The sequence below is a fragment of the Bacteroides sp. CAG:189 genome, from assembly GCF_000432295.1.
Taxonomy (GTDB): Bacteria; Bacteroidota; Bacteroidia; order Bacteroidales; family Bacteroidaceae; genus Bacteroides; species Bacteroides salyersiae.
This window is the reverse complement of sequence record NZ_HF991032.1, coordinates 1-3060: the sequence shown is the minus strand read 5'-3', so window position 1 is coordinate 3060 and position 3060 is coordinate 1. Positions and strand designations below refer to the sequence as shown.

At 38.8% G+C, this 3060-nt stretch carries 1 protein-coding gene; it reads left to right on the top strand.

Annotated features, from left to right (window positions below; all coding sequences use genetic code 11):
• Positions 1-90 precede the first annotated feature (90 nt).
• A partial coding sequence (locus QVP90_RS05425; protein WP_288203965.1) for a SusC/RagA family TonB-linked outer membrane protein occupies positions 91-3060 on the top strand: 2970 nt, incomplete at its 3' end.

Below are 3060 nucleotides of genomic sequence, written 5' to 3'. Positions count from 1 at the left end.
AATAAGAAAGTTACTTGAATAACTACAAAGAGGAGTATTTGACAATTTGATATTGCTTTTTACGGGCTATTAACAGATAATTATATAATTATGAAACATCTTAATTTAAAACTGATGCTTCTGCTTTTATTGCAGTTTGGCATAGTGAATGCTCAGAATCAAAAGGTGAAGGGCGTTGTGAAGGATGCATCCGGGGAACCGTTGATAGGAGTGAACGTCTTATTAAAAGGTGGTACTGTCGGTGCGATTACTGATTTGGACGGGGCTTTTGACCTGATTGTGAACGATGATAAGAGTGTATTAGTGTTCTCTTTTGTAGGTTTTGAGACAAAGGAAGTACCAGTGAAAGGACGTAACTTTCTGACGGTTACCCTTACGGAAGATAATACGCAATTGGAGGAGATTGTTGTCGTGGGATATGGAACTCAAAAACGGCAGGAGATAACAGGTTCTGTAGCTTCGGTGAGTAGAAAGGAGATAATGACCGTAAGTACTGCGAATATCACCAATGCACTTCAAGGTAAAATTCCGGGATTGAACATTAAACAGAATACGGGTGAACCGGGTACTTATGACAATAGTTTTAATATTCGTGGTCTGGGTACTCCGATGGTGATTGTCGATGGAATTCCCCGAGATAATTTCGATCGTATCGATCCTAATGAAATAGAATCGGTTTCAGTGCTTAAAGATGCAACGGCAGCTGTATACGGCGTACGTGCTGCCAATGGTGTGATCTTAGTGACGACCCGTAAAGGAACAAAGGGACGGACGGAAATAAATTTAAATGCTTCATACGGTATACAAGGCATTACAAAGTATCCTAAATCTGTAGATGCTTATGGATATATGGAATTATACAATGAAGCAATGGCTAATAGAGGTGAAACGACTCCGACTTATTCTCCGGATTTGATAACTTCAGGTACTCCTTATGCCAACGTCAATTGGTATGATGAAATTGTAAGAAAGAATGTTCCTCAATATCAAGTCAATCTTACTGCTTCCGGCGGTACGGATAGAATTCAGTTCTTCAATAGTATCGGCTATTATTCGGAAGAAGGACTGTGGAAATCAAAATCTCTTGATTACGAGCGGTTTAATTTGCGTTCGAATATAACGGCTCAGATTACCGACCAGCTTACTGCAGAATTTCAGATCGGTGGTTTTATTGATACGAAGAACGCACCTCCTTATGATCCGGCAGATATTTTGAAAGCAATTGGTGCTCAAGTGCCTATTTATGAGATTTATGCGAATGGTAATCCTGATTATTTAGGAAAGCAATACAATGATGATAATAATGCATTGATAAAAAGCTCGAATGAGTATGCCGGATATCGTAAAACGAGCAATACGCAAATACAAGTTACAGCTTCGCTTCGTTGGGATATTCCTTTTGTGAAGGGGCTATGGGCTAAAGCTCTTGTTGCTTATGATCCGAAATTCTATAAGTCTAAACTTTTTAGTAAACAGTATCGGACTTATCAGTATGATAAAACTTCTGACTCCTATTCGGTTGCAAATACATCGGCTATGTCAAGTGTAACGGAGTGGAGAAGCGATACAGCTACTCCTACGACCCAACTTTCTTTAAATTATGAAAATAAGTTTCAGAATAAACACAATGTGAAAGCTTTGCTTTTATTTGAAACTCGAAAATGGCAAACTTCCGATTTGAGTGGAAACCGGAATACTTTGATGGATGCCGTTGATCAGATTTATGCTGGATTGATAGATGATGCCCGTAGCATAAACGGTAGTGCCGATAGAAATGCAAATGTTGGATTGGTAGGACGTTTTGATTATGATTATTTGTCTAAATATTTGGTGCAGGCCAGTTTCAGATATGATGGTTCTTCCAAATTTTATAATAAGAAATGGGGCTTTTTCCCTTCTTTATCTTTAGGTTGGAGGATATCGGAAGAAAGCTTTTTTAAAGATAATATTTCTTTTGTTGATAACTTGAAATTGAGGGCTTCTATCGGTCGTATGGGAGATGATAATGTGGAGCCTTATTTATGGATGATGGCCTTTAATTATCCAGGTGACGATAGTTATGTTTTAGGCGACGGTTCTTTAATACCGGGAGTCGGTGTTCCGCAAATTCCCAATGTAAATGCAACTTGGTATACATCTACGACCAAGAACTTAGGTATTGATTTAAGTTTGTGGAATGCTGCATTGACGGTTGAGTTCGATCTTTTCCGCCGTGACCGTGATGGATTGTTGGCAAACCGTATTGTTTCGGTACCCGGCACGTTCGGTGCGACTTTTGCGAAAGAAAATATAAACTCGGATATGCAGGAAGGGTTTGAGCTTGTCTTAGGACATAATGGGAAGGTGAGAGATTTTTCTTATCAACTTCGTGGAAACTTTACTTATACTTTGAATAGAAATAAATATGTAGAGAGTGTACCGTCAGGAAATTCATACGATAATTGGCGTAATAATACGAATGATCGGAATAGTAATATTCTATGGATGTATCAGGCTAACGGACAGTTTGTAAGCATGGATGATATATATAATAATCCTGTTTTGGGCGGAGTGTACAACAAATATTCTTATTTGCCGGGTGATATAAAGTATGTGGATTTCAATGAAGACGGTATGATTGACGAGTGGGATATGCAACCTTTGATGCGTAATAATACTCCTATTATGAACTTTGGTTTGACACTTAGCGGACAATGGAAGGGATTGGATTTGAGTATGTCATTTCAAGGGGCCTCCATGTTCAATGCAAGGATGAATGCAAGCCCGTTACAATGGGGAGGAAGCGCTTGGGATATCTTTATGGATCGTTGGCATAAGGTGGATGCTTCGGGTAATGTGAATTCTTTTGATCCAGATGGCGAATGGGTTCCTGGAAAGTATCCGAGCACACGTGTTCAGGATCCGCAGAATTATGGAATTGAATCGAGTTTCTGGTATAACAACTGTACTTATCTCCGGTTGAAAAACCTTGAAATTGGTTATACATTTCCAAGTAAATGGACCAAGTTTGTCGGTATAAATTCATTGAGATTGTATGCCAATGGATATAATTTGTTTACT